24 protein-coding genes, 1 pseudogene and 1 riboswitch are annotated in these 24,704 nt (G+C 72.5%); of the genes and pseudogenes, 12 read left to right on the top strand and 13 right to left on the bottom strand.

The genetic code is table 11. The annotated features are described in order from the left end of the window. Positions 1 to 4: 4 nt before the first annotated feature. Entirely contained in the window at positions 5 to 751 is a 747-nt protein-coding gene (locus AC07AW_RS04330; protein WP_478813984.1) for a TetR/AcrR family transcriptional regulator, read from the top strand. Positions 752 to 761: 10 nt separating this feature from the next. Here AC07AW_RS04330 and AC07AW_RS04335 read toward each other — a convergent pair whose 3' ends face one another. After that, positions 762 to 2,315, bottom strand: a complete 1,554-nt coding sequence (locus tag AC07AW_RS04335) for an ABC transporter substrate-binding protein (RefSeq protein ID WP_478813985.1) — start codon at positions 2,313 to 2,315, stop codon at positions 762 to 764. Between the two features lie 193 nt (positions 2,316 to 2,508). After that, on the bottom strand, positions 2,509 to 3,849 hold the full coding sequence (locus AC07AW_RS04340; RefSeq protein ID WP_478813986.1) for a metallophosphoesterase: 1,341 nt from the start codon (positions 3,847 to 3,849) through the stop codon (positions 2,509 to 2,511). 96 nt (positions 3,850 to 3,945) lie between these two features. Between AC07AW_RS04340 and AC07AW_RS04345 the strand changes: the two genes are divergently transcribed. Next, positions 3,946 to 4,182, top strand: coding sequence for an SCO4848 family membrane protein (locus AC07AW_RS04345; protein WP_359675957.1), 237 nt, complete (start codon positions 3,946 to 3,948; stop codon positions 4,180 to 4,182). A gap of 196 nt (positions 4,183 to 4,378) precedes the next feature. On the opposite strand, the gene AC07AW_RS04350 is transcribed toward AC07AW_RS04345, so the two are convergent. After that, a complete protein-coding gene (locus AC07AW_RS04350; RefSeq protein ID WP_478813987.1) occupies positions 4,379 to 4,588 on the bottom strand; it encodes a hypothetical protein in 210 nt (69 codons plus the stop codon). Beyond that, positions 4,530 to 5,588, bottom strand: coding sequence for a recombinase family protein (locus AC07AW_RS04355; RefSeq protein WP_478813988.1), 1,059 nt, complete (start codon positions 5,586 to 5,588; stop codon positions 4,530 to 4,532). Before AC07AW_RS04355 ends, AC07AW_RS04350 begins: the two co-directional genes overlap by 59 nt. Before the next feature lie 361 nt (positions 5,589 to 5,949). Between AC07AW_RS04355 and AC07AW_RS04360 the strand changes: the two are divergent. Then, a pseudogene (locus AC07AW_RS04360) lies at positions 5,950 to 6,723 on the top strand (D-alanyl-D-alanine carboxypeptidase family protein); the annotation flags it as partial. A 292-nt stretch (positions 6,724 to 7,015) separates the two neighbouring features. On the opposite strand, the gene AC07AW_RS04365 reads toward AC07AW_RS04360, so the two are convergent. The 3 genes from AC07AW_RS04365 to AC07AW_RS04375 form a co-directional block, all read right to left on the bottom strand. Then, positions 7,016 to 8,044 carry a YihY/virulence factor BrkB family protein gene (locus AC07AW_RS04365; RefSeq protein ID WP_478814384.1) on the bottom strand — a complete coding sequence of 343 codons (1,029 nt, stop codon included), beginning with the start codon at positions 8,042 to 8,044 and terminating at the stop codon, positions 7,016 to 7,018. Between the two features lie 77 nt (positions 8,045 to 8,121). Continuing rightward, complete coding sequence (locus AC07AW_RS04370) at positions 8,122 to 8,988, bottom strand: decaprenyl-phosphate phosphoribosyltransferase (RefSeq protein ID WP_478814385.1); 867 nt, start codon at positions 8,986 to 8,988, stop codon at positions 8,122 to 8,124. Positions 8,989 to 9,065: 77 nt separating this feature from the next. Continuing rightward, positions 9,066 to 9,641: a phosphatase PAP2 family protein gene (locus AC07AW_RS04375; protein WP_478814386.1), complete on the bottom strand. Its 576-nt coding sequence runs from the start codon at positions 9,639 to 9,641 to the stop codon at positions 9,066 to 9,068. 494 nt (positions 9,642 to 10,135) lie between these two features. On the opposite strand from AC07AW_RS04375, the gene AC07AW_RS04380 reads away from it, so the two are divergent. Continuing rightward, positions 10,136 to 11,533: an FAD-binding protein gene (locus AC07AW_RS04380; RefSeq protein ID WP_478813989.1), complete on the top strand. Its 1,398-nt coding sequence runs from the start codon at positions 10,136 to 10,138 to the stop codon at positions 11,531 to 11,533. Beyond that, positions 11,530 to 12,285: a decaprenylphospho-beta-D-erythro-pentofuranosid-2-ulose 2-reductase gene (locus tag AC07AW_RS04385; protein WP_478813990.1), complete on the top strand. Its 756-nt coding sequence runs from the start codon at positions 11,530 to 11,532 to the stop codon at positions 12,283 to 12,285. The genes AC07AW_RS04380 and AC07AW_RS04385 overlap by 4 nt, the downstream gene beginning before the upstream one ends. Positions 12,286 to 12,295: 10 nt before the next feature. On the opposite strand, the gene AC07AW_RS04390 is transcribed toward AC07AW_RS04385, so the two are convergent. Both AC07AW_RS04390 and trpS read right to left on the bottom strand, forming a co-directional pair. After that, positions 12,296 to 12,886, bottom strand: coding sequence for a 2'-5' RNA ligase family protein (locus tag AC07AW_RS04390; RefSeq protein ID WP_478813991.1), 591 nt, complete (start codon positions 12,884 to 12,886; stop codon positions 12,296 to 12,298). A gap of 95 nt (positions 12,887 to 12,981) precedes the next feature. Then, positions 12,982 to 13,995 (bottom strand): tryptophan--tRNA ligase, encoded by a 1,014-nt coding sequence (trpS, locus tag AC07AW_RS04395; protein ID WP_478813992.1) that lies wholly within the window; start codon positions 13,993 to 13,995, stop codon positions 12,982 to 12,984. A 56-nt stretch (positions 13,996 to 14,051) separates the two neighbouring features. Between trpS and AC07AW_RS04400 the strand changes: the two genes are divergently transcribed. Both AC07AW_RS04400 and AC07AW_RS04405 read left to right on the top strand, forming a co-directional pair. Then, on the top strand, positions 14,052 to 14,651 hold the full coding sequence (locus tag AC07AW_RS04400) for an RNA polymerase sigma factor (RefSeq protein ID WP_478813993.1): 600 nt from the start codon (positions 14,052 to 14,054) through the stop codon (positions 14,649 to 14,651). 58 nt (positions 14,652 to 14,709) lie between these two features. Beyond that, positions 14,710 to 15,546, top strand: a complete 837-nt coding sequence (locus tag AC07AW_RS04405) for a hypothetical protein (RefSeq protein WP_478814387.1) — start codon at positions 14,710 to 14,712, stop codon at positions 15,544 to 15,546. On the opposite strand, the gene AC07AW_RS04410 is transcribed toward AC07AW_RS04405, so the two are convergent. Then, positions 15,543 to 16,811 carry a serine hydroxymethyltransferase gene (locus AC07AW_RS04410; protein ID WP_478813994.1) on the bottom strand — a complete coding sequence of 423 codons (1,269 nt, stop codon included), beginning with the start codon at positions 16,809 to 16,811 and terminating at the stop codon, positions 15,543 to 15,545. The genes AC07AW_RS04405 and AC07AW_RS04410 overlap by 4 nt on opposite strands. A gap of 63 nt (positions 16,812 to 16,874) precedes the next feature. Continuing rightward, positions 16,875 to 16,965, bottom strand: a riboswitch (ZMP/ZTP riboswitch). A 271-nt stretch (positions 16,966 to 17,236) separates the two neighbouring features. On the opposite strand from AC07AW_RS04410, the gene rocD reads away from it, so the two are divergent. Both rocD and AC07AW_RS04420 read left to right on the top strand, forming a co-directional pair. Beyond that, entirely contained in the window at positions 17,237 to 18,442 is a 1,206-nt protein-coding gene (gene rocD, locus AC07AW_RS04415; protein ID WP_478813995.1) for an ornithine--oxo-acid transaminase, read from the top strand. Between the two features lie 91 nt (positions 18,443 to 18,533). Continuing rightward, positions 18,534 to 19,277, top strand: coding sequence for a polysaccharide deacetylase family protein (locus AC07AW_RS04420; protein WP_478813996.1), 744 nt, complete (start codon positions 18,534 to 18,536; stop codon positions 19,275 to 19,277). Here the strand turns inward: AC07AW_RS04420 and AC07AW_RS04425 are convergent. Continuing rightward, a complete protein-coding gene (locus AC07AW_RS04425; RefSeq protein WP_478813997.1) occupies positions 19,234 to 20,418 on the bottom strand; it encodes a glutathionylspermidine synthase family protein in 1,185 nt (394 codons plus the stop codon). The genes AC07AW_RS04420 and AC07AW_RS04425 overlap by 44 nt on opposite strands. 18 nt (positions 20,419 to 20,436) lie before the next feature. After that, the gene (locus tag AC07AW_RS04430) at positions 20,437 to 20,733 is read right to left on the bottom strand and encodes a hypothetical protein (protein ID WP_478813998.1); all 297 of its coding nucleotides are present in this window, start codon (positions 20,731 to 20,733) and stop codon (positions 20,437 to 20,439) included. Positions 20,734 to 20,845: 112 nt separating this feature from the next. Between AC07AW_RS04430 and AC07AW_RS04435 the strand changes: the two genes are divergently transcribed. Next, positions 20,846 to 21,697, top strand: a complete 852-nt coding sequence (locus tag AC07AW_RS04435; protein ID WP_478814388.1) for a DMT family protein — start codon at positions 20,846 to 20,848, stop codon at positions 21,695 to 21,697. A gap of 3 nt (positions 21,698 to 21,700) precedes the next feature. Here AC07AW_RS04435 and pdxR read toward each other — a convergent pair whose 3' ends face one another. Further along, positions 21,701 to 23,167, bottom strand: a complete 1,467-nt coding sequence (gene pdxR / locus AC07AW_RS04440; RefSeq protein WP_478813999.1) for a MocR-like pyridoxine biosynthesis transcription factor PdxR — start codon at positions 23,165 to 23,167, stop codon at positions 21,701 to 21,703. Between the two features lie 47 nt (positions 23,168 to 23,214). Between pdxR and AC07AW_RS04445 the strand changes: the two genes are divergently transcribed. Beyond that, entirely contained in the window at positions 23,215 to 23,715 is a 501-nt protein-coding gene (locus tag AC07AW_RS04445; protein ID WP_478814000.1) for a carboxymuconolactone decarboxylase family protein, read from the top strand. Continuing rightward, positions 23,712 to 24,446 carry an isocitrate lyase/PEP mutase family protein gene (locus tag AC07AW_RS04450; RefSeq protein ID WP_478814001.1) on the top strand — a complete coding sequence of 245 codons (735 nt, stop codon included), beginning with the start codon at positions 23,712 to 23,714 and terminating at the stop codon, positions 24,444 to 24,446. The genes AC07AW_RS04445 and AC07AW_RS04450 overlap by 4 nt, the downstream gene beginning before the upstream one ends. Positions 24,447 to 24,704: the final 258 nt, after the last annotated feature.

Below are 24,704 nucleotides of genomic sequence, written 5' to 3' on the forward strand. Positions count from 1 at the left end.
CTCCGTGACGGAAGAGAAGAAGGCCCCCAAGAGCGAGCAGACCCGCACGCTCATCCTCGAAACCGCGCTCCGGCTGTTCAAGGAGCGCGGTTACGACAAGACGACGATGCGGGCCATCGCCCAGGAGGCCGGGGTCTCCGTCGGCAACGCGTACTACTACTTCTCCTCCAAGGAGCACCTCGTCCAGGGCTTCTACGACCGGATCGCCGAGGAACACCAGGCGGCCGTCGAGCCCATCCTGACCGGCCCCGAGAAGGACCTCACCGCCCGGATCCGCGGGGTCTACCTCGGCTGGCTCGACATCGCGGCGCCGTACCACGAGTTCGCGGCCCAGTTCTTCAAGAACGCCGCCGACCCGGACAGCCCGCTCAGCCCCTTCTCCCCCGAGTCGGAGGGCCCGCGCGAGGCCGCGATCGAGGTGCACCGGCGGGTCATCTCCGGAGCCTCGGTCAAGGTCGACCCGGAACTGAAGGAAGCACTCCCGCAGTTGCTGTGGCTCCAGCAGATGGGCCTCGTGCTGTTCTGGGTGTACGACCGCTCGGAGGACGCGGCGAACAGCCGGCGCCTGGTGGAGCGCCTCGCGCCGGTCACCGCCCGCGCGATCTCGCTCTCCCGCTTCCGGATCCTGCGCCCGCTGGTCAAGGAGACGCACGAGCTGCTCTCCGACTTCATGCCGACGGCGGCCGGAATGGCGGCCTCGGGCAAGCCCAAGAAGAAGGCGGGCCCGAAGCCGCAGGAGGAGGCCCCGTGAGGGTGCGGGCCTAGATCCAGCTGAGCTCCCACAGGCGCCAGATGCCGGTGCCGTCCGTCAGGTACTGGGAGCCGGAGACCGCCTCCGTGGAGAGGACGTAGTCCTTCTTCTGCCACAGCGGGACGAGCGGGACGTCGTTGGCGACCTCGTCCTGGATCTCCTTGAAGTCGCTCGTCGCGCGACCGCGGTCGCTGTACTGCTGCGTCGAGGAGATCAGGGTGTCGATCCGCTTGCTGGAGAAGCCGTTGTGCAGGGTGTTCTGGGTGCCGACGAGCGGCGCGGTGAAGCTGTCGGAGTCGGGGAAGTCGGGGAGCCAGCCCACGGGGTAGGCGTCGTAGCTGCCCTTCGCGTACCCCTTCTGGAAGCTCTGCCAGTCGGCCTCGACGACCTTGACCTCGAAGAGGCCGCTCTCCTCCAGCTGCCGCTTGATCTCGGTGGCCTCGGCGGCGTAGGTGGCGTCCTTGCGGAAGCCGTACGTGAACTTCACCGGCGTCTTGACGCCGGCCGCCCTCAGAAGGGACTTGGCCTTCTTCGCGCTCGGCTCCGGGTAGACGTCGAAGAAGGCGGTGCTGTGGCCGACGAAGCCCTGCGGGATGAGGGAGTACAGCGGCTCGACCGTGCCCTTGTAGGCGCCCGTGGTGATCGCCGGGCGGTCGAGGACGGCGGCGACGGCCTGCCGTACGGCCTTGTCCGCCATGGGCGAGCCGGGCCGGACGTTGAAGTTGAGGTTGCGGATCTCGGCGCTCTCCGCCTCGGTGACCCGGGTACCGTCCTTGGTGTCCAGGGTCGAGAGGAAGGCCGGCGGCAGCTGCCGGTGCGTGACCTGGACCTCCTTCGCCTTCCAGGCCGTGGCGAGGTCCTCGGACTGGCCGAAGTACTTCACGAGAACCGTGTGACCGGCCTTGCTGATGGCGCCCTTGTACCGCGGGTTGGGCTCCAGGCGGGCGGACTCGCCCTCCTTGTACTCCTTGAGGACGTACGGCCCCGAGCCGTCGACCGCGTTGCCCGTCCTCAGCCGGTCGGCCGGGTACTGGTCCTTGTCCACGATCGAGCCGGCGCCCGTGGCCACCTTCTGCGGGAACGTGGCGTCACGGCTGCTCAGATGGAAGGTGACCGTCCGGCCCTCGGCCGAGACGTTCTTCAGGGTCGGGAAGAGCGGCTGCGGACCGACGTCCGTCTTGATCCGCAGCATCCGCTCGAAGGAGTACTTGACGTCCTCGGCGGTGATCTTGCGGCCGTTGGAGAAGGAGAGGTCGTCGCGGAGCGTGCACTGGTACGTGGTGAGCCTGTTGCCCACGAACTTGCAGCTCTCGGCGGCGTCCGGAACCGGCTGGCTGAGGCCCGGCTTGAACGTCAGCAGCGACTGGAAGACGTTGCTGTACATGGCCCAGGAGCCGGCGTCGTAGGCGCCGGCCGGGTCGAGCGACGTCACCTCGTCGGTCGTGCCGACGGTGATCGGGTCGGTCCGCTCGCCGTCGGAGGGCAGGAGTTGCCAGCCCCCCACTCCGGCGGCCACCAGTACTCCACAAGTGATGAGGATCCGCAGACGGACCGTCGACCGCATTGCCGTGCTTCCTTTTTTTGATACCACCCCAGATGCGACGGCCCCCGGAAACGTCGCGCTGGCTGCATCCCATCACACGGGTTTCACAAGTGGAAGAGAAAACTTTCACACGACAGGTATATGTCCGGGATATGAGAATTTAAGTCGATGAGCAGCACGTATCGGTAACGGCGCGGGGAGTGACAAGTTCCGTTCAGGCCTGTTTCGAGGCGAGTTCGACGATCGTGATGTCGGAGGGCGCACCGACCCGGACCGGGGGTCCCCAGGCGCCCGCGCCCCGGGAGACGTACAGCTGGGTGTCCCCGTACCGTTCCAGCCCGGCGACGGTCGGGTTGGCCAGCTCGGCGAGGTAGTTCCCGGGCCACAGCTGGCCGCCGTGGGTGTGCCCGGACAGCTGCAGGTCCACACCGTGGCGTACGGCGTCGTGGACGACGATCGGCTGGTGCGCGAGGAGCACCGCCGCGCGGGCCCGGTCGCGGTCGCCGAGGGCCCGCGCGAAGTCGGGGCCCTGGCCCTCGCTCTCCCCCGCCACGTCGTCGACACCCGCGAGGTCGAAGCCGGCCGGGATCTCCACGCGCGCGTTGCGCAGCGGGTGCAGGCCGAGTTCACGGACGTGGTCGACCCAGGCGTCGGCACCCGAGAAGTACTCGTGGTTGCCGGTCACGAAGAAGGAGCCGTGGCGGGCGCGGAGCCGGGCGAGCGGCTCGGCGGCCGGGCCGAGGTTCTCGACGGTCCCGTCGACGAGATCACCGACGACGGCGATCAGATCGGGCTGGGCGTTGTTGATCGAATCGACGATCCGCTGGGTGTGGGCGCGCCCCAGGATCGGCCCGAGGTGGATGTCGGACACGACGGCGATCCGGTATCCGTGCGCGGCGCGCGGGATCTTGGCGAGCGGAACGGTGACCCGCTTGACCCGCGGCCCCCGCAGCACCCCGTACGTGCCGTACCCGACGGTCCCGACGGCGACGGCGGCCGCGGACCCGGCGACGACCCGGGAGACGAACAGCCGACGGGAGAGGTCGGCGGGCTCGGGCGCGGAGGCGGGCTCGGGCTCCGCGGGCGCCGTCACGACGGCGGGGGCGGGCTCGGGCTCCGCGGGCGCCGTCACGGCGGCGGGGGCGGGCTCAAGCTCCGCGGGCGGCGTCACGGACGCGGGGGCGGGCTCCGCGGGTACGGGGACGGGTACGGGCTCCACCGGGGCGGCGGCGGCCGCACGACGCCCCGTCCAGGCGCGCAGGAGCGGCCGGACGGCCTCGCCCACCAGCAGCGCCAGGACCAGGTACAGGAGCACGGCGAGCCAGAGGAAGCCGGGCCAGGCGACCGCCTGCTGGAGCGGGAAGGGCGCGCCCGCCCGCGCGGAGACGAGGGCGGCGATCGAGAGCAGCGGCAGGGCCACGACGGCGACCGTCCCGAGCCGGCGCGGCAGCCCGCCGGGCGCCGTGACGTCGCGCACCAGACGCCGCCACACGTACCAGTGGACCGCGCCGAGCAGCGCGAGCACCACGACCAGGACCAGCAGAAAGACGACCACGCCCCCGGAACCCCTCTTTCAGAGACCCTGCCGCAAGATCACGGCAGGCCCGTTCGATACTGACAGGGCACGGCCACCCCACCCAAAGGACACCCCATGAAGCTCAGCCGCCGCGTCTCCTGGTTCCTGCTCGCGTTCGGCGTCTGGTCTTGGGTGATCTGGGTGACCTTCGCGAAGAACCTCTGGAAGGACGGGAGCGGCCTCGCCTTCGACGACGCCGGAAACCCGACGGCTTACTTCTGGGTCCACCTCGCCCTCGCTGTCACGTCGTTCATCCTAGGGACGGCTGTCGGCGTGATCGGCTTCCGGGGCGTCCGGGCGAGCAAGAAGTAGGGCCCCGCCCCATGCGCCACGGGGCATGGTGGGCGCAGCGCTGGGCGGCGTGCCCGAACTCCGTTGAGGCCGTGGCGTGGTGGGTCTTGCAGCGGCCCCGATGGGTCATCGGCTCCGTGCACTCGATACAGCGCATGGCGCACCCTGGTGGTTGGACGACCGCATGGAGGGGACTACCGGGGCTTCCGCGGAGGAGCTAGAGGGCAGCCGGCGCGTCTTCGTCGTCTTCGACGTCCTCGCCCGTGGCGGGGCTCCTCCAGTGGAGCGTCACCCGGTCCTCGACCGCGATGTACTTCCGGGTCTCCGGGTCCCTTCCGGGGCCGACGGAGACGCCGGCGAGGAACAGGTCAAGGAACTCGCGGCGCTTGAAGACGTCCCACGCCGCCCAGGGGGAACCGGGACCCATAGGGTCCTCTCCCGACTCGAACCAGTCCGACGGAACCTGAATCGCTGCCGTGGTCTGCTCGTTCAGTGCGTCCACCGCGGCTGCGCACACTCAGCCCGCCGTGCCCCTTGGGGTTGGCGCACATGTAGTAGTCCTGGCCGCCGTTGTTCCTGGTCTGCCCCATCGATCCCGTGCAGATTCCGCACGTGGTGAAGCGCCACCCGCTGAGGAGCGTGGGCGTGGCCTCTCCGCCGGGCTGCCTGTTGGCCTTGGTGCGCCTGCTCCGCTTCTCCTGGAGCTCCAGCCACCTGGCCCCCGTGAGGACGCCCCGGTGGGGTGTCAGGGGTGTCCCGGCCTCGTTCCGGGCGATCACGTTCACGTACGCCTTGCCCCGCTTCACGCGTTCGCTTGCGAAGCCTCCGACGGCCGGGTGGGAGAGGATCCAGCGCACTGTCTGAGCGCGCCACCGGATGGCACTGTCCTCCTTCGACACACGTCGCTTCTTGATGGACTCCAGCCGCTTCTCGGTGGCGCGTCGCTCGGCCTCGCCCGGCGCCGGTACACCTTCTGAATCCAACGTCGTCGCAATCTTGTTGTCGGAGACCCCGGCGAGCGACATCTCCGCCATGCGCTCGACGATCGCCACGTGTTCCGGGTTGTCCTCGTCCGGCTCAAGGACGGACACGACAAGGTCGCCGATCCTCTCGCGCACGGCTCGCATGCCGTACGGGGCCGAGCTGGAGTGCCGGCCGCCGACCGCCTTGATCTCCTCCTTGGCTCCGCGCAAGCGCTCCGCCTTGATGTCGCTGTCCTGCTGCGCGAGTGCCGCGATCAGCGCGAAGACCGCGGTTCCGACCGGATTCGACGTGTCGAGGAACGGTTCGACCACGGAGACGAATCGCACACCGTACTTTCTGAACTCCTTGTCGATCTCCAGCGCGTCCTGAGCGCCCTTGCGCGTCAGGCGGGACAGCTCATGGGCCACGACGACGTCGACCTCACCCGCGCGCACCGCGGTCATGAGGCCTTCGAACTCCGGCCGGACCGCGTCCGGATGCCAAGGCTTCTCACCTGCAGTTTTGCATCAACGCGCGCATAACCGGTGAGTAGCTACGAAAGGTAGTGCAGATGAACCAGCTCCCTACCCCGAACACGGAAAGGAACCAGGAACGCCCCGCGTCCGGGTGGGTGACGGCACGACGAACCGCCAGCCGGGGTTCGGATCGGTCGTGCGTACCTGTACGTTCTCGACCGTGTCTGCTTCGAAGAAGACCGCTTGGGCGGTCGCCGCTGCCGTGTTCCTGCCGCTTGTCACCGCCGCGCCCGCGGCCCACGCGGACGGAAAGGACGGGAAGGACAAGCAGCCCAAGCCTCCCGCCGTGATGTCCGGTGTCGGCGGTGCGCTGCTCGGCAAGCCGGGGACGCAGGTGCAGCTGCTGCCCGGGGCCCCGGTGCTGCCGAAGGAGCTGTCCGGCCGTTCCTGGATCGTCGCCGATGCGGAGAGCGGCGAGATCCTCGCCGCGCACAACGCGCACTGGCGGCTCGCCCCGGCCTCCACGCTGAAGATGCTCTTCGCGGACACCCTGCTGCCGAAGTTCCCCAACAGGACGCAGAACCACCTGGTCACCAATCAGGACCTGGCCGGCATCGGGGCGGGCTCCAGCCTGGTCGGCATCAAGGAGAAGCAGACCTACAGCGTCCGCGATCTGTGGCTCGGGGTCTTCCTCCGCTCCGGCAACGACGCCGTCCACGTGCTGACCAGCATGAACGGCGGTGTCAGCCAGACCGTCGCGGACATGAACGACCACGCGGCCGATCTCCAGGCCCTCGACACCTACGTGGTCTCGCCGGACGGTTACGACGCCCCGCGCCAGGTCTCCTCCGCGTACGACCTGACGCTCATCGCCCGCAACGGCATGCGGAAGTCTGACTTCCGTGAGTACGCCGCCACGCCCCGCGCCGCCTTCCCCGGCGAGGCCAAGCCGGGCAAGAAGCGCGAGACCTTCGAGATCCAGAACACCAACCGGCTCCTCACGGGCGACATCGGCGTCGCCCCGTACCAGGGCATCGCCGGGGTCAAGAACGGCAACACGACGCACGCGGGCGCGACCTTCACGGGTGTCGCCGAGCGCAACGGCAGGGTCCTGCTCGTCACCGTCATGAACCCCTCCTCGAAGGAGCAGCACGCGGTCTACCTGGAGGCCGCCCGGCTGCTCGACTGGGGCTTCGCGGCCGCCGGGAAGGTGACGCCGGTCGGGGAGCTGGTTCCGCCGCGCTCGGAGCGCACGGCGACCGCCGCCCCCGACGACGGCACGGCTCCGGCGCCCGGCAAGAACGCCCCGAAGGATCCCGTCCACGCGGCGGCATCCGAGAGGTCCGGTGGCATCGGGATCGCGCTGGCCGTGGCGGGCGGCGTCCTCGTCCTCCTGGCCGCGGCCGCCTTCCTGGTCAACCGCCGCTGGCCGCTGGCCGCGTCGGCGGCGCGCCGCCGCCGTTCCGAGAGCCTTCCGGAGTCCCCGGACCCTCAGGACTCCCAGGACTCCCAGGAGTCCCAGGAGCCTCAGGAGTCCGAGGAGTCCGGGGAGCCTCAGGAGACTCCTGGCCCTCGGGGGTCGGCTCCGTCCTCTTCCGACGTGACTCCGTAGCCGTCCACGCCGCGCAGAACAGCAGCAGCTTCGCGGTGAAGTTGATCCAGAGGAGCAGGGCGACCGGAACGCCGAACGCCCCGTACATCGACTTCGCCGCGACCCCCTTCATATAGCCGCCGAGCAGCAGCTTCAGCAGCTCGAAGCCGACCGCGCCCATCAGCGCCGCCACCACCAGGTCGCGGCGCCGCGGTTCGACGCCCGGCAGCAGCGTCAGCACGTACAGCAGGATCAGGAAGTCGGCCACGACGGCGACGAGGACGGCGGCTCCCTGGAGCAGCACGCCGCCCGCCCCCTCGCCGGAGAGGCCGAGCCGGTCGGCGCTCCAGCCGACGGCGGTAGAGCCGAGCCAGGACGCGGCGAGCGAGGCGATCGCGACGCCGCCGAGGCCGAGGAGGATCAGCCCGTCCTTGCCCTTGAGCAGGAACGGGTTGCCCTCGATGTCGTCGAGTCCCCAGACCGCGCGCAGGCACTCCCGCATGGAGCCGATCCAGCTGATGCCGGTGACGAGCAGGACGGCGCCGGCGACGAGTCCGATGGTGCCGGCGTTGGCGACGAGCCCGCCGATGTCGAGTTGGTCGGAGATGCCGGGCACCTGGTCGCTGATCTTCTTCTCGATCTTGTCGAGCTGATCCGGCGTGAGGAGCGCGGCGCCGATCGCGGCGGCGACCGTGATCAGCGGGAAGAGGGCGATGAAGGAGACGAAGGTGATCGCGGCGGCGAGCCGGGTCCAGTGCGCCTCGTCGAGGGTCTCGTACGCGTGCCAGCCGTGGGTCCGCATGAGGCGGGTCACCCATGGGCCGATGACGGGCAGCCTGCTCAGCCAGTCCATGTCGTACGTCCACTCCTCGCGCCGTCGGTTCACCCGGGTGGTCGGATCGCCCGGTTACGAGAATCCCCTGCCGGGGCTCACAGACCCGCGACCGACATCCCGTACAGCGCGGCCCATGCGAGGCCGATGACGACGAGCGGCCGGTCGCGCAGCACGACGTCCTCGGGCGCGCCCGCCGCGCCGCGGTCGGCGAAGACGGCGTACCGCAGGACCCCGAGGACGAACGCGCCCACGGAGAGCTGACGCCACGGCAGGGACGTCTCCACCGGGCCCGCCTCCAGGGCCCACAGGCAGTAGCCGAGGACGGCGGTGCCGGCCGCCAGCTGCCAGACGAACCGGAGGTACCCCGTCGTGTACTGGGTGAGCAGCGCGCGCGTGGCGCCGTCCGCGCCCTCCATCTGGACGGCCTCGGAGTACCGCTTGGCGGCGACCATGAAGAGCGCGCCGAACCCGGTCGTGATGAGGAACCAGCGCGAGAGCGGGATGCCGAGCGCGACTCCGCCGATCATCGCCCGCATGAGGAAGCCGGTGGCGACGACGGCGAGGTCGACGACGAGGACGTGCTTGAGGCGGACGCAGTACGCGACCTGCATGCCGAGGTACGCGACGAGCAGGGCGGCGGTCAGCGGGCCGCACAGGAGCGCGGCGGCGACGGCGGAACCGAGGCCGAGGAGGGTCCCGGTGCCGGCGGCGAGGGCGACGGGCACCTGGCCCGAGGCCACGGGACGACGGCATTTGGCCGGGTGGGCGCGGTCGGCCTCGGCGTCACGGGCGTCGTTGAGGAGGTAGACGGCGGAGGCGGCGGCCGTGAACAGGGCGAAGACGAGGGCAAGCCGGGCTCCGGTCTGCCAGGAGCCAAGCCGCCCGGCGGCGGCGGGGGCGGCGAGGACGAGGACGTTCTTGACCCACTGCCGGGGCCGGGCGGTCCGGACCAGCCCGAGCACCCGTCCGCCGCGCGTCGGCGCGGGCGGGTGGTGGACGGCGGAGGGGGCGTCGAGAACGGCGGCCCCGGCCCGCTCGGTCACGAGAGACCCTCCCCACGCGCGCGTGTGCGTGTGGGGGTGGCGGGGGCCAGGAGACGGCGGCCCGCGGCGGCCGTGGCGGCGCCGAGCAGGGCGCCGACGGCGACGTCGCTCGGGTAGTGGACGCCGACGACCAGACGGGAGAGGCACATCGCGCCGGCCACGGGGGCGGCGAGCCGGCCGGCGGTCGGGTGGAGCACGCCGAAGGCGACGACCGCGGCGGCGGCGGAGGTGGCGTGGGAGCTGGGGAAGGAGTGCCGGCCGGCCGTACGCACCAGGGGTTCGTACGTGCCCGGGGCCGGCCGGGGCCGCCGTACGAGCCGCTTGACGCCCATGCTGGCCAGGTGCGCGGTGGCGATGAGGGCGGTACCGCGCAGCCAGTCGCGCCGGCGCGGGCGGTCGAGGGCGGCGGCGGCGAGTCCGGCGGCCAGCCAGAGGGCGCCGTGCTCGCCGCTGAGGGAGAGACCTCGGGCGGCGACGGCCACCCCGGGCCGATGCCCACACCCCCGCAGAGCGGCGAGCAGCCGCCGCTCGACGGCCACCCAGCCCGGCTCGCCCGGGGCCTCGGCCCGGATGCCGGGCGGCGCCGGCGCTTCGGCCTCGATGTCGGGCCCTGCCGGGGCCTCAGCCCCGTCGCCAGGCCTCTCCGTGGCCTCAGCCACGCCGTCAGGCCCGTCCCCGGTCTCGGCCCCGACGCCGGGCCTCTCCGCGGCCTCAGCCACGCCGTCAGGTCGTCCCTCGCACCCGACGCCAAGCCCCTCCGCGCCCTCAGCCTCGCCGTCAGGCCCCTCCGTGGCACGCGGCGGCACGTCCGGGGAGTCGGTCGTCGCCGGGCCGACCGGCCGTGAGGGGGCGGCCCCGCCCGGCCGCTCGGGTTCGGCACGTTGTGCGTCGCGCATCCGTGTTGCCCCCTGTCGGGCCTCGACGTTCGAGTCGGTCAACGAGACTTTCGCGCGGGCCGCGGCCGAGGGCGGGAGGTCTCTTTCCTGACACTCCTTTAATCACCCATTTCGACGAACCACCATGCAATACCGGCATAAGCCACAACCGCGGCTATACGGTCGCCCTCATGGCTGTCGAGACCCACGTCCTGGACGACGACTGCGAAGCGATCACCGGCTGGGGCCGCACCGCCCCCACCCTCGCGCGCGTGCAGCGGCCCCGCGGGCTCGCCGAGGTCGCCGAGGCGCTCCGGGCCTGCGGCCCCCGCGGGGCCGTCCCCCGCGGCCTCGGCCGCGCGTACGGCGACGCCGCGCAGAACGCCGGCGGCACCGTCCTCGACATGACCGGCCTCGACCGGATCCTGGCCGTCGACACCACCGCCGGGCTCGTCGTCTGCGAGGCCGGCGTCAGCCTGCACCGGCTGATGGAGGCGCTGCTGCCGCTCGGCTGGTTCGTCCCCGTGACCCCCGGCACCCGGTACGTGACCGTCGGCGGCGCGATCGGCGCCGACATCCACGGCAAGAACCACCACGTCTCGGGTTCCTTCGGCCGCCACGTGACGGCGCTCGAACTCCTCACCGCCGACGGCGAGATCAGGACCGTGCTGCCCGGGACCCCGCTCTTCGACGCCACCACCGGCGGCATGGGTCTGACCGGCGTGATCCTCTCCGCCACCCTGCGGCTGCTGCCGGTCGAGACCTCCCTCATGCGCGTCGACACCGAGCGCGTCCCCGACCTCGACGCGCTGATGGCCCGGCTCACGGCCACCGACCACGCGTACCGCTACTCCGTCGCCTGGATCGACCTGCTCGCCCGGGGCGCCGCCACCGGCCGCGCCGTCCTGACGCGCGGCGACCACGCCCCGTACGACGCACTCCCCCGCCGCCACCGGGCCCGCCGCGATCCGCTCGCCTTCCGGCCGGGCCGGCTGCCCGCACCGCCGCCGTACGTCCCCGGCGGACTCCTCGGCCGCACGTCCGTGGGGCTCTTCAACGAGTTCTGGTACCGCAAGGCGCCCCGCGTCGCGACCGGCCGTCTCCAGTCGCTTCCGGCCTTCTTCCACCCCCTCGACGGCGTCCCGCACTGGAACCGGATCTACGGGCCGGGTGGCTTCGTCCAGTACCAGTTCGTCGTCCCGTACGGGCAGGAGGACACCCTCCGGCGGATCGTGCGGCGCATCGCGGACCGGGGCTGCCCCTCCTTCCTCGCCGTCCTGAAACGGTTCGGCGCGGGCGACCCCGGCTGGCTCTCGTTCCCACTGCCCGGCTGGACCCTCGCCCTCGACCTCCCCACCGGCCTCCCCGGCCTCGGCCGCTTCCTCGACGCGCTCGACGAGGAGGTCGTGGGCGCCGGCGGCCGGGTCTACCTCGCCAAGGACTCCCGGGTCCGGCCGGAGATCCTCGCCGCGATGTACCCCCGGCTCGACGAGTTCCGGGCGCTGCGCGCCGCGCTCGACCCCCGGTCCGTCCTCACCTCGGACCTGGCCCGCCGTCTCCGTCTCCAGAAGCTCCAGGAGTTCCCGTGAAGGACGCCTTCGGTGCCCCGCAGTCCCTGCTCGTCCTCGGCGGCACCTCCGAGATCGGGCTCGCCACCGCCCGCCGGCTGATCGCGCGCCGCACCCGTACGGTCTGGCTGGCCGGACGCCCCTCCCCCGCGCTCACGGCCGCCGCCGACTCGCTGCGCGCGCTCGGGGCGGACGTGCACACCGTGCCGTTCGACGCGCTCGACACCGAGTCGCACGAGGAGCGGCTCGGGAAGATCTTCACCGAGGGCGACATCGACATGGTGCTGCTCGCCTTCGGGGTCCTCGGCGACCAGGCGCGCGACGAGTCCGACCCGCTCGCCGCCGTCCGCGTCGCGCAGACCAACTACACGGGCGCCGTCTCGGCCGGTCTGGTGTGCGCGGGCGCGCTCCAGGCGCAGGGGCACGGCTCCCTGGTGGTGCTCTCCTCGGTGGCGGGCGAGCGGGCCCGCCGCGCCAACTTCATCTACGGCTCCTCGAAGGCGGGGCTCGACGCCTTCGCCCAGGGCCTCGGGGACGCGCTGCACGGCACGGGCGTGCACGTCATGGTCGTACGGCCCGGGTTCGTGCGCTCGAAGATGACCGCCGGGCTCGCGGAGGCCCCGCTCGCGACGACCCCGGAGGCGGTCGCGGGCGCGATCGAGCTGGGGCTGCGGCGCCGCTCGGAGACGGTGTGGGTGCCGGGGGCGCTGCGGATGGTGATGGCGGCGGTACGGCACGTGCCGAGGCCGCTGTTCCGGCGCCTGCCGGTGTGACGGCCCTCTTCTAGGCGGTGGGCGCCGGTGTGTCGACCGGGCTGCCGCCCTGCGCCGGGACCGCCGCGATCGGGCGGCCGCTGCCGAACTCGTAGTCGTACAGCTTCCGCCAGACCCCGTCCGGGCCCTGCTCGTACAGCGCGAAGGAGCGGCAGGTCCAGGCCGCCTCGTACCCGGCGAGCTCCTCGAACGCCCGGTCCATCCCCTCCTCGGAGATGCCGTGCGCCACGGTGACGTGCGGGTGGTACGGGAACTGCAGCTCGCGCGCGAGGGGGCCGGCTTCGTCGCGGATCCGGTGCTGGAGGGCGTTGCAGAGGGGCACGCCCTCCGCCAGCTTCACGAAGACGACCGGGGAGAGCGGGCGGAAGGTCCCGGTGCCCGCGAGGCGCACGGGGAACGGCTGGTGGTCGGCGGCGACACCCGCGAGGTGCGCCTCGATCTCCGGCAGCCGCTCCTCGGGGACCTCGGTCGGCGGGACCAGGGTGACGTGCGTGGGGATGCCGTACGCGGCAGGGTCCCCGAAGCCGGCGCGCCGCTCCTGGAGCAGGCTGCCGTAGGGCTCCGGGACCGCGATCGAAACGCCGAGCGTTACGGTCCCCACGTCGTTCTCCTCCGTCGTCGGTCGTCGAGTCGTTGTGTGGTGGTGCAGCCGCCAGTGTGCGGCCTGCACCACCGTTTCGGCCAGGGTCCTTGGACTCAGTGCTTGGCGGGCAGGAAGCCGATGCGCTCGTACGTCTGAGCCAGCGTCTCCGCGGCGACCGCGCGGGCCTTCTCCGCTCCCTTGGCCAGGACCGAGTCCAGCGTCTCCGGGTCGTCCAGGTATTCCTGGGTGCGGTCCCGGAACGGCGTGACGAAGTCCACCATGACCTCGGCGAGATCCGTCTTCAGCGCGCCGTACATCTTGCCCTCGTAGCTCTTCTCCAGGTCCTCGACGGAGGTGTCGGTGAGCGTGGACATGATGCTGAGCAGGTTGGAGACGCCGGCCTTGTTCTCCGGGTCGAAGCGGATCACCGTGTCGGTGTCGGTGACGGCGCTCTTGACCTTCTTCGCGGTGACCTTCGGGTCGTCCAGGAGGTTGATGAGGCCCTTCGGCGTGGACGCCGACTTGCTCATCTTGATCGTCGGGTCCTGGAGGTCGTAGATCTTGCCCGTCTCCTTGAGGATGTACGGCTTGGGGATCGTGAACGTCTCGCCGAAGCGGCCGTTGAAGCGCTCCGCGAGGTCGCGGGTCAGCTCGATGTGCTGGCGCTGGTCCTCGCCGACCGGGACCTCGTGGGCCTGGTAGAGCAGGATGTCCGCGACCTGGAGGATCGGGTACGTGAAGAGGCCGACGGTGGCGCGGTCGGCGCCCTGCTTGGCGGACTTGTCCTTGAACTGGGTCATGCGGGAGGCCTCGCCGAAGCCGGTGAGGCAGTTCATGACCCAGCCGAGCTGTGCGTGCTCGGGGACGTGGCTCTGGACGAAGAGGGTGCAGCGCTCGGGGTCGAGACCGGCGGCGAGCAGCTGGGCGGCGGCGAGCCGGGTGTTGGCGCGCAGCTCGGCGGGGTCCTGCGGGACCGTGATCGCGTGCAGGTCGACAACCATGTAGAAGGCGTCGTGGGTCTCCTGCAGCGCGACCCACTGGCGGACGGCGCCGAGGTAGTTGCCGAGGTGGAACGAGCCTGCGGTGGGCTGGATTCCGGAGAGCACACGGGGACTGTCAGAGGCCATGCACATCATTCTCTCAGGTGTGGGAACCGATCCCCGACTGCCGGTGTATCAAGAGTGTGAGGACGCGGGAGGGGGGCCTGGTCGAGGACGAGGCCGCGGTGATCGCCCGTGTGCGCGCCGGGGAGCCGGAGGCGTACGCGGAGCTGGTCCGCGCGCATACGGCGGTGGCGCTGAGGGCGGCCGTGGCGTGCGGCGCGGGCGCGGAGGCCGAGGACGTGGTGCAGCAGGCCTTCTTCAAGGCGTACCGCTCGCTGGGGAGTTTCAAGGAGGGCGCGGCGTTCCGTCCCTGGCTGCTGCGGATCGTCGTCAATGAGACCAGGAACACATTGCGCTCGGCGGGTCGGCAGCGTGCCGTCGCGGGGCGGGAGGCGGATCTGCTGGGCGGCGAGCCGCAGATACCGGAGTCGGCGGACCCGGCGGTCGCGGCCGAGGAGCGGGAGCGGAGCCGGCGGCTGTGGGAGGCCCTGGACGGTCTCGCGGAGGAGCACCGGCAGGTGGTGATCCACCGGTATCTGCTGGAGCTGGACGAGACGGAGACGGCCCTGGCGCTGGGCTGGCCGAGGGGCACGGTGAAGTCCCGTCTGAGCCGCGCGCTGAGGAAGCTGGGCCGGGTGCTGGTGGCGGAGGAGTCGGAGGGAGGTGAGGGGCGTGGGTGAGGAGCGTGTGCCGGACGGGCGGCGGCCGGAGGGGTGGCTGGCGGACGGGCTGGAGGGCGTGGCGGACGGGCGGCTGCCGGACGAGCTGCGGGAGCTGGGGCGGCGGTTGCGGGTGCCGGACGTGGACGGCGAGACGATGGCCGAGCGGGTGCTCGCCCAGCTCCTCGCCGAGCGGGTGCCGACGCCGGTCCCGGTGCCCGTGTCCGTGCCCGCGCCGCTCCGGTTCCGGCGGTGGGTGCGGGAGCGGTGGCGGGCGCTGGTGGCGGGCCTGACCGGGGTGCTGATCGTGCTGGTGCTCACGCCTCCCGTGCGGGCGACGGTGGCGGACTGGTTCGGCTTCGGCGGGGTCGCCGTGCGGTACGACCCGGAGGGCGGCCAGGTGCCGCCGGGCGGGACGGTGCCGGGGTGCCCCGGCCCGGTGGCCCTGGCGGAGGCCGGGCGCAGGGCGGGCTTCGAGCCGCTGATACCCGGCGCCCTCGGAGCGCCGGACGCGGTCGCGGTGACGGGGGCGGCGGAGCGGGGCCGGGCGGTGATCAGCCTGTGCTGGCGCGACGGGGAGCGGACGGTGCGGCTCGACGAGTTCCCGGCCCGGCTCGAACTGGGCTTCGTCAAGCAGGTGCCGGTGCAGCCGGAGGGGGTGACGCTGCCGGACGGGACACCGGGGTACTGGTTCGCCCGTCCGCACCGGCTGACGTTCCCCCTGGAGTCGGGGGACGGCTCGGTGTGGACCCATGCGGTGCGGCCGGCGGGCCCCACGCTCCTGTGGACGAGGAGCGCGGGGGCCCTGACCCTCCGGCTGGAGGGCATACCGGACCGGGCGGAGGCCCTGCGCGTCGCAGGGACGGTGACGGGTCGGGCCGGTCAGTCCGGTCAGTCCGGTCAGTCCGGTCGCTAGACCGGGAGGCCCGGGGCCGGGTAGGCGGCCATGAGGGCGGCGACCTCGGCGCGGACGGTGCGGAGGGTCTCCTCGTCGCCCGTGCCGGCCGCGGTGACGGCGCGGTCGATCCACTCGGCGACCTGGTCCATGTGCTCCGTGGTGAGGCCGCGGGAGGTGAGGGAGGGGGTGCCGATGCGGATGCCGGAGGGGTCGAAGGGCTTCCGCGTGTCGTAGGGGACGGTGTTGTAGTTGACGACGATGCCGGCCCGGTCGAGGGCCTTCGCGGCGATCTTGCCCGGGACCTGCTTGGGGGTGAGGTCGATCAGGATCAGATGGTTGTCGGTGCCGCCGGAGACCAGGTCGAAGCCGCGGGCGAGGAGCGCCTCGGCGAGGGCCTTGGCGTTGGCGACGACGGCGTGGGCGTAGTCGCGGAAGGAGGGCTGGGAGGCCTCGCGGAGGGCGACGGCGATGGCGGCGGTGGTCTGGTTGTGCGGGCCGCCCTGGAGGCCGGGGAAGACGGCCTTGTCGAGGGCCTTGGCGTGCTCCTCGGTGGACATGAGCATGGCGCCGCGCGGGCCGCGGAGGGTCTTGTGGGTGGTGGTGGAGATGACGTCCACGTGGCCGACCGGGGACGGGTGGGCGCCGCCCGCGATGAGGCCGGCGATGTGGGCGACGTCGGCGACGAGGACGGCGCCGGACTCGCGGGCGATCTCGCCGAAGGCGGCGAAGTCGATGGTGCGGGGCAGTGCGGTGCCGCCGCAGAAGATGACCTTCGGCCGCTCCTTGAGGGCGAGGTCGCGGACCTGGTCGAAGTCGATCAGCCCGTCGTCCTTGTGGACGCCGTACTGGACGCCGCGGAACCAGGTGCCGGTGGCGGAGACGCCCCAGCCGTGGGTGAGGTGGCCGCCCATGGGCAGGGCCATGCCCATGACGGTGTCGCCGGGCTGCGCGAAGGCGAGGTAGACGGCGAGGTTGGCCGGGGAGCCGGAGTAGGGCTGGACGTTGGCGTGGTCGACGCCGAAGAGGGCCTTGGCGCGCTCGATGGCGAGGGTCTCGACCTGGTCGATGTTCTGCTGGCCCTCGTAGTAGCGGCGGCCGGGGTAGCCCTCGCTGTACTTGTTCTGGAGGACGGTGCCGGAGGCTTCGAGCACGGCGGCGGAGACGTAGTTCTCGCTGGGGATGAGCCGCAGGGTCTCGGCCTGGAGCTGCTCCTCGGCGCCGACGAGGGCGGCGAGCTCGGGGTCGGTGGCGGCGAGAGCGGGGTGCTGCTGCGGGGTGGTCATGATGCGTCCTCCGGGCGTTCGGCGGAACGGTCCCGGGGCGGAGGTGCGCACGGGACCGGGGGCCCGTGATGCCCAGGCGAGCGGCACCTCGTGTGATGGAGCGCGCGCGGCTCCCCCGGGGTCGCTTCCCCGTACGCCAGTCGCCGTGCGTGTTTCCAGGGTAGCGGGTGCCTGGTCGGCCAGGCTGGATCAGGGAGCGGCGTCTGGTGCGTGCGATCGCAAGGCGGAGGAGGGAGGCAACGCGGAGCGTTGTTGACCGACGACAACGCGGCGATCGTGCGTGCCAGACGCCGCGAGCCCAGCCTGGCCGACCAGGCACCCGCTCGGCTGGCGCGCCGTTGTCGAGGTTTCCCTGTCCGGCATCCGAGCGACGATAAGAAAGGGGCCACACGTACCCCCCGAGCCGCAGGACGAACGGAGATCCCGTGTCGAGGACAGAAGACGCGATCGCTTCCGCGGACGCGCACAGCGCTCACAACTACCACCCCCTTCCGGTCGTCGTCGCCTCGGCGGACGGCGCCTGGATGACCGATGTCGAGGGCCGTCGCTATCTCGACATGCTCGCCGGGTACTCGGCGCTCAACTTCGGGCACGGCAACCGGCGTCTGATCGACGCGGCGAAGGCGCAGCTGGAGCGGGTGACCCTGACCTCGCGCGCCTTCCACCACGACCGGTTCGCCGACTTCTGCACGCAGCTGGCGGAGCTGTGCGGCAAGGAGGCGGTGCTGCCGATGAACACGGGGGCGGAGGCGGTCGAGACGGCCGTGAAGACCGCCCGGAAGTGGGGGTACGAGGTGAAGGGCGTGCCGGACGGGCACGCGAAGATCGTGGTGGCGGCGAACAACTTCCACGGCCGGACGACGACGATCGTGAGCTTCTCGACGGACCACGAGGCGCGGGACCACTTCGGGCCGTACACGCCGGGGTTCGAGATCGTGCCGTACGGGGATCTGACGGCGATGGAGACGGCGGTCACCGAGAACACGGTGGCGGTGCTGCTCGAACCGATCCAGGGCGAGGCGGGGGTCCTGGTCCCGCCGGCCGGCTATCTGGCGGGGGTGCGGGAGCTGACCCGCCGGCGGAACGTGCTGTTCATGGCGGACGAGATCCAGTCGGGTCTGGGCCGGACGGGGCGGACGTTCGCGTGCGAGCACGAGGGGGTGGTGCCGGACGTGTACATCCTGGGGAAGGCGCTGGGCGGCGGGGTGGTGCCGGTGTCGGCGGTGGTGGCCGACCGTGACGTGCTCGGGGTGTTCCGGCCGGGTGAGCACGGTTCGACGTTCGGCGGGAACCCGCTGGCCTGCGCGGTGGCCCTGGAGGTGATCGCGATGCTGCGGACGGGCGAGTTCCAGGAGCGGGCGGCGGAGCTGGGCGAGCACCTCCATGCGGAGCTGGGGCTGCTCGTGGGCGGCGGCGCGGTGGAGGCGGTGCGCGGGCGCGGGCTGTGGGCGGGCGTCGACATCGTGCCCGCGAAGGGGACGGGCCGGGAGATCTCGGAGCGGCTGATGGAGCGCGGGGTCCTGGTGAAGGACACGCACGGTTCGACGATCCGGATCGCTCCGCCGCTGGTCATCTCGAAGGAGGATCTGGACTGGGGTCTGGAGCAGTTGAGGGGGGTCCTGTCGGACTGACAGGGTCCGTTTCGAGGGCGGCGGCAGAAGGGCGGTGAGCGGTCAACTCGACGCATTGACACCTGACTTGGTCTAGGCCAATGATGCCGCCATGCCGAGACTCCGTCTGCGTCACGCCGTGCGTGCCGCGCTCGCCGCCCTCGTCCCGCTCGCGCTCCTCGGCGCGGTCGCCGGACCCGCGCACGCCGCCCCGGAGGCGGCCTGGCCCGAGCCCGTCCCGGTGGTCTCCCACGTGGAGACCACCGACCCGGTCGTCTTCATCACCCTCGACGACGGCTGGTACCACGACCCCGCCGCCGCGCAGCTGCTGCTCGACCGGCGGGTGCCCGCCTCGCTGTTCCTGCTCCCCGGCGCCTACTCGTACGACTCCGGCTACTTCCACACCCTGCTCGACCAGGGCCGCTCCCGCGTCGAGAACCACACCGTCAACCACCCGGACCTGACCACCCTCGACGCCGCCGGCCAGAAGGCGGAGGTGTGCGGGGCCCGCGATCAGCATCTCGCGCAGTTCGGCGACGGGCCGCGGCTGCTGCGCCCGCCGTACGGCACGTACGACGCGACGACCCGGACCACGGCCCGCGCCTGCGGGGCGAAGGCCCTGGTGACCTGGACGTACGACCTCACGACCTGGGGCCGGTGGACCCCGCCGACCCCGTCGCTGAAGGCCGGCGACATCATCCTGCTGCACTTCAACGAGACGGTGACGCAGGACCTGAAGCGGGCCCTGGACGCGGCGGAGGCGGCCGGTCTGAAGCCGGCGCCGCTGCGGGACTACGTACCGGAAGAGACCGTCACAGGATCACGTGCGGGAGGAAGCGGGCGTACTCGTCGGTGACGAGCCCCGCCGACTCCCGGATGCCGAGCCCCGCCGCCTCGTCCTCGACGACCCACGCGCCGAGCACCACCCGGTTGCCGTCGAAGTCGGGCAGCGGGGCCAGCTCCTGGTAGCAGCAGGCCTCCCCGTCCCGTACGAAGGGCTCCGTACCGGCCTCGTGCAGGGTGACGCCCGCGCCCTCGCGGCCGAGCAGCGGCTTGGCGACCCAGCCGGCGGTGGCGGCGAGTTCGCGCGGCCCGTCGAGATAGGCGGGCAGCAGGTTGGGGTGCCCCGGGTTCAGCTCCCACAGGATCGCGAGGAGCGCCTTGTTGGAGAGCAGCATCTTCCAGGCGGGTTCGATCCAGCAGGTGGTGCCGGTGCCGCCGCCGTTGTCGAGGGTGTCCAGGACGTGCCGCCCGAAGCGGTCGGTGGTCAGCCACTCCCACGGGTAGAGCTTGAAGCAGCTGCGGATGAAGCGGAGCCGGTCGTCGACGAAGCGGCGCGAGAGCCGGTCCCAGCCGATCCGCTCGACGGACAGCGCCTCGGTGTCGAGCCCGGCCTGCTGGGCGGTCTCGCGCAGATACGCGACCGTCATCAGGTCCTCGCCGAGCTCGTCGCCGTCCGAGTGGGCGAAGTGGAGGGGGCCGGGGGGCAGCAGATGCGCCTGGCGCCTCCAGGCGTCGACGAGCCGCTCGTGGAGGGAGTTCCACTGGTCGGCGCCGGGGAACCGTTCCTCCATCCAGAACCACTGCGGGCTCGCGGCCTCCACCAGCGAGGTCGGGGTGTCGGCGTTGTACTCCAGCATCTTGGCCGGGCCCGTGCCGTCGTAGCGCAGGTCGAAGCGGCCGTACAGGGAGGGGAGTTCGGCGCGGCGCCGCCAGGACTCGGCGACCAGGCCCGCCAGCTTCGGGTCGGTGATCCCGAGCTCGGCGAACCGGTTCTCCTCGACGATGTGCGCGGCCGCCGCCAGGCACATGGCGTGCAGCTCCTCGACGACCTCCTCCAGGGCCTCGACCTCGGGCAGCGAGAAGGAGTAGTAGGCGCTCTCGTCCCAGTACGGGCGCAGCGAACCGTCCGGGTGGCGGGTCAGCGGATAGACGAGCCCCTGCTCCTCGACCGTCTCCTGCCAGCCGGGCCGGGGCTCGATGGTGTGGCGTTCCATGGTGCGTGCCTGCCCGCCTCAGCCGCCGCCGGTGCCGGAGCAGCCGAAGCCGCCGGTGTCGACGGCGGTCTTGTCGAAGCTGCCGCCGCTCACCCTGCGGTCGCGGACGGAACCGCCGTAGTAGTACGTGCCGCGGTGGGTGGAGCCGTTGTCGTCGTCGCTGCCGCCGCCGCTCTGGCACTCGTAGCTCGGCAGCTCCTCCCGGGTCAGCGGGTCCACGCACCGCTTGTCCGGCTCCGAACCGCACGCGGTGATCGTCGCCGCGAGCACACCCATACCGCCGAGCACCACCGTGCTCGACCTCAGCCTGCGCATCTCCGTCGCCTCCCCATCGCCCTCGCGGACGCGTCGCGCGCGCCTCGCGACCGCACAGTGTAGGCCGGTGTTTTCCGGCCTCACGCCCTAGAGTCGCTTTGTGCTTCTCGGGATGATTTGTGCGCTCGCCTCGTCCGTCTGCTTCGGCGCCGCCTCGGTCCTCCAGGCGATGGCGGCGCGGGCCGCCGAGCCGGGGACGGGCGGCGGCGTCGACATCGCGTTGATGTGGCGGGCCCTGCGGCAGTGGCGCTATCTCGCCGGCCTCGGGGCGGACGGTCTGGGCTTCGTCCTGCAGATCGTGGCGCTGCGGACCCTCCCCATCTACGTGGTGGGCGCGGCCCTCGCCGCGAGTCTCGCGGTCACGGCGGTCATCGCCTCCTGGCTGCTGCGGGTGCGGCTCAGCCGGGTGGAGTGGGCGGCCGTGGCCGTGGTCTGCGCGGGGCTCGCGATGCTGGCGCTCGCCTCGGGGAGGGAGGGTCACCGGGACGGCTCGGCGACGCTGGACTGGGTGCTCCTCGGGATCTCCTTCGGGGTCCTGCTGGTCGGCGTGGTGGCGGGCCGACTACCGGTGCGGTCCCGGGCGCTCGTCCTGGGTCTCGGGGCGGGTATCGGCTTCGGTGTGGTGGAGGTGGCGGTCCGGCTGATCGAGGGCATCGACTTCACGGATCCCGTCTGGTACGCGCTCCTCGTCGGCGGCGGGGCCGCGTTCCTGCTGCTGACCTCGGCCTTCCAGCGCGGCTCGGTGACCACGGCGACGGCGGGCGCGGTGCTGGGAGAAACGATCGGCCCGGCGATCGTCGGCGTGACCTGGCTCGGGGACAGCACCCGGGAAGGGCTCGAATGGCTGGCGATCACCGGCTTCGCGGTGGCGGTGGCGGGCTCCCTGACCCTGGCCCGCTTCGGCGAGGCCCCGGCCCCCGTCACGGAGCTGGAACCGACCCCGGAGCCGACGACCCCCTCCTGAGCCTCAGGGCAGTACCCCGCACAAGGCCTGCAGGGCGCCCTGCCAGCCGCTGTCCGGGGGTGTGGCGTAGCCGACGACCAGGCCGTCGAGGGTGGCCGGCACCGTGGGGCGGCGGAACTGGTTGACGCCCTGGACGTCGAGGCCGCGCCAGGCGGCGGCCCGCAGGGTGGCCTGCTCGGTGCCGGGCGGGAGGGCCAGGACGGCGTGCAGGCCGGCCGCGATGCCGCTGACCCGGGTCTCCGGCGAGTGCACGGCGACGGCCGCCACCAGTTGGTCGCGGCGCCGCCGGTAGCGCAGCCGCATCGCCCGTACGTGCCGGTCGTACGCCCCCGAGCGCAGGAACTCGGCGAACGCCAGCTGGTCCGGCGCGCTCGACGACCAGTCCACGGCCCCCTTCGCCGCCGCCACCTCCTCCACCAGGCCCTCCGGCAGGACCATCCAGGCGAGGCGGAGTCCGGGCGCGAGGGACTTGCTCGCGGTGCCGAAGTAGACGACGCGCTCGGGGTCGAGGCCCTGCAGGGCTCCGACCGGCTGCCGGTCGTAGCGGAACTCCCCGTCGTAGTCGTCCTCCAGGACGAGGCCGCCGGAGGCCCGCGCCCAGTCGACGACCGCCGCCCGCCGGTCCGGGGGCAGGGCGCCGCCCAGCGGGTACTGGTGCGCGGCCGTCATGAGAACCGCCCCGCAGCCGTCGAGCCCGGCCAACTCCTCGGTCCTCGTACCGCGTTCGTCGAAGGCCAGGGCGGGGGTGCCGAGGCCGGCCCTCCTCAGGAGCTCGTCGTGGAGCCCGAGCCCGTACGACTCGACGGCCACGTCCCGGACGCCGCGGGCCCGCAGCACCTGGCCGATCAGCATCAGGCCGTGCACGAAGCCCGCGCAGATCACGATCCGCTCCGGCCGGGCGTGCACGCCCCGGGCACGGGCGAGGTACTCGGCGAGCGCGGCGCGCAGTTCGATCCTGCCGCGCGGATCTCCGTACCCGAAGGCCTCGTTGGGGGCGTCGGTGAGCGCCCGGCGGTAGGCCTTCAGCCAATCGGCGCGCGGGAAGGAGGCGAGGTCGGGGGTGCCGGACTTCAGGTTGTGCGCGGGCGCGGCGGGCCGGCCCCGGCGCGGGCCGGCCGGCCGGGGCCGCGGGGACGGCGATTGGGGTCTCCCCTGCTCGAGCGAAGCCGAGAGCTTGGGGAAAGTCGGCGCCGGCGGGCGGGGGGCGGTCCGGCGGGCGACACGGGTCCCGGAGCCCTGCCGGGCGGTGAGCCAGCCCTCGGCGACCAGCTCGGCGTACGCGTCGGCGACGGTGTTGCGGGCCATGCCGAGGTCGGCGGCGAGCGAGCGGGAGGACGGCAGCCGGGTGCCGGCCTCCAGGCGGCCGCTGCGGACCGCCTCCCGCAGGGCGTCCATGAGGCCGGCGCGGAGCCGGGTGCCGCGGAGGTCCAGATGGAGGTCGGCCCCGAAAGTGGCCCAGTCGTTCGCCATGGAAATGGACCATACAGCTGAGCCATCGGCTTCGTACGGTGGTCGGCATGACGACGGTAGAGACCGAGCAGACCGTGTACGCCCACGAGCACCCGCCCCGGATGTCCCTCCCCGAGCACCTCCCCGAGTTCTACCGGGCGATGATCCGGCTGGAGACGGCGGCCGCCAAGGACATCGACCCGACCCTGTACCACCTGATCAAGCTCCGGGCCTCGCAGATCAACCGCTGCGCGTTCTGCGTCGACATGCACAGCAAGGACGCGCTGGCGGAGGGCGAGAGCATCGACCGCATCGTGCAGCTGGCCGCCTGGGAGGAGTCCCGGCACTTCTACACCGAACGGGAGCTCGCGGCGCTCGCGCTGACCGAGGCCGTCACCGTCCTCACCGACGGCTTCGTGCCCGACGAGGTGTACGCGCGGGCCGCCGCGCACTTCGACGAGACCGAGCTCGCCCGGGTCATCGCCGCGATCGTCACGATCAACGCCTGGAACCGGATCGGCGTCACCACCCGGATGACGCCCGGCCACTACACCCCGCGCCCCGCATGACCGCCGAGGCTCTGCGGGCCCTCCACCGGCGGCTGCCCTCGGACGGCCCGCTGGTGCTGCCGGGGCCGTGGGACGCGGCCAGCGCCCGCGCCTTCGAGGCGGCCGGGTATCCGGCGCTCGCCACGCCGAGCGCGGGGATCGCGGCGTCCCTCGGGTACGAGGACGGGGCGACCCCGGCGGCGGAGATGTTCGCCGCCGTGGCGCGGATCGTCCGCTCCGTGTCCGTGCCCATCACGGCGGATCTGGAGGGCGGATACGGCCTTCCGGCGGCGGAACTGGTCGAGCGGGTACGGGAGTCCGGTGCCGTCGGCGTCAACCTGGAGGACAGCGGTCCCGACCGGGCGCTGAAGGACCCGGAGGCGCAGGCGGAGTGGCTGGCGGAGGTACGGGCGGCGGCGGGGTCCTCACTCTTCGTCAACGCGCGGGTGGACGTGTACATCCGCCGGGCGTCCGACCCCCTGGCGGAGGCGGTCACCCGGGCGCGGCTCTACGCGTCGGCGGGCGCGGACTGCGTCTACCCGATCGCGGCGCCGCCGTCCGACCTGCCGGCGCTGCGGGCGGCCGTCGGCGACCTGCCCGTCAACGCGCTGGCCGTCCCGGGCGGGCCGACCTTCACGGAACTGGGGCGCCTGGGGGCGACGCGCGTCACGTTCGGCGACGGGCTGTTGGTGCGGGCGCTGGAGGGAGTGCGGTCCCTGGCGACGACCCTCCACGAAACGGAGACCCTCTGAACGGTCCGGCGCCGTGAGGGCCCGCGCCGTGAGGACCCGCGCCGTGAGGGCCCGCGCCCGCGTGGGCCCGCGCCCGCGTGGGCGGCGCCCCAACCCACCCCCCGTGTGGGCAATCGTCCCGCTGGGGCGGGACGGGTGGGCACACGGGACGGCGCGCTTGGCCGCGCCCCCGCCTTCCGCGCCTGGACCCGCACCCCAGCGGCGGCGCACAACGTGGTGCGGGTCAGGGCACCGAAGCCTCTGGCGCCGGCAGGGCGC

Source organism: Streptomyces sp. NPDC044003, assembly GCF_056435185.1.